Raw genomic sequence first — 1,569 nt, forward strand, 5'->3', positions numbered from 1 at the left:
AGCAAGTCACCCTATGCATTGAAGCAATTGCTGTCTTTGATTTAGAGTCTCCTATCATTGGATTTTTTATTAAGGGTGCATATTAATCACTCGTTTTAATGTACATAAAAATTTGACCTTAACATTAAAAGCTTTGTTTGCATATCAAAGCTAATTTTAATTAATCCAGTTTTTGGATTAGGGGACACGGTTCACATTAATGTATCTTTTGGTTGGTAACATATAGTCTATTACGCTCCACAGAGCGTGCAGTGCAAAGAAATCTTTAACTTTAAAAAAACTAAAAATCTAATAAAATAGCGCCATGAAAAAACTGTTACTTTTATGCATCATGATATACGCGCAACCTGCATGGTCAGCGCGCCCATTTGTAACGGATGATGCACGCTTAACTACTGCAGGCAGCTGCCAACTCGAAAGCTGGACTCGAGTCTATTCAAATAGCACCGAACTTTGGGCGTTACCTGCTTGCAATCCTACAGGTAACCTTGAGTTAACTGTGGGCGGTGGTTATTCAATGTATAGCGACATCAAAGATTCGGCAGATTACGTGATTCAAGCCAAAACCTTACTCAAAACTCTTGAGACAAACGGATGGGGAATAGGTTTTGCAATTGGCAAAGTTTATCATCCAGCGATAACACCAAGCGCAAATCAGCTAGGCAATACCTATGCGTATATTCCATTCTCAGCATCTTTTAATGACAACAAAGTAGTAATGCACATCAACATGGGTGCGCTGCATGACAGGGCATCAAACAAAGATAAGATGACGTGGGGCATTGGTGGTGAGTTCAAGGCTACATCGAGATTGATGGGGATATTAGAAGCATATGGAGACAATCAATCCAGCCCATTCGCTCAGGCTGGTGTCAGATACTCAGTCATTCCAAACCTGTTCCAAGTCGATGCAACCTTGGGGCGACAGCTTAATGGGGTGAATGAGAGTCAGTGGATTTCGTTTGGTGTTCGCATTACCCCAGACCAGATATTCTGATACACGTATGCTTAAATCAGCCTAAAAACCTGTGATTTCAATGTGTTACACAGACGGTTTGGCAGAATTAATTGCAATATTAAGTAGACAAATAACAGTCTTAAATAGGCTGTAGTAATGCTGTTCTAATTTTAGAAACTTAAATTAGAAAGTTTTAACTGGTAAAACAAATCGGGAGCAGATCATGCTTATAGTGACTTCAATTTTTGCTGCGTTTCTCACCGCAATTTATATCAAGCTTGCATTTAATGTAATCAAACTAAGAAGAAAAAATAAAGTGCCTCTAGGTAGCGGCGGCATAAATGATCTTGAAAAAGCGATACGTGCACATGGAAATTTTTCAGAATATGTACCTATCGGACTAATTTTATTGGCTTGCCTAGAATTAAACGGTGCCCCTTGGTGGCTCATTGTTCTGTTTGGAACAACACTATTAATTGGAAGATTGTTTCATGCGAATGGCATTAATCAAGAACCTGAAAGCTTTGATAATCGTATTAGGGGTATGAAACTTACCTTTTATACTTTGATAGGTCTTATCGTCACAAATCTTGGGTGGGTTATTTTTAAAT

The 1,569-nt window shown here is 38.7% G+C and carries 2 protein-coding genes; both read left to right on the forward strand.

From position 1 onward, the window contains the following. Positions 1-304 precede the first annotated feature (304 nt). The gene (locus B7Y67_RS17560; protein ID WP_293599733.1) at positions 305-997 is read left to right on the forward strand and encodes a hypothetical protein; all 693 of its coding nucleotides are present in this window, start codon (positions 305-307) and stop codon (positions 995-997) included. A gap of 184 nt (positions 998-1,181) precedes the next feature. Beyond that, on the forward strand, positions 1,182-1,569 hold a 388-nt coding region (locus B7Y67_RS17565), incomplete at its 3' end, for an MAPEG family protein (protein ID WP_293599734.1).

This window comes from Polynucleobacter sp. 35-46-11, assembly GCF_002281105.1.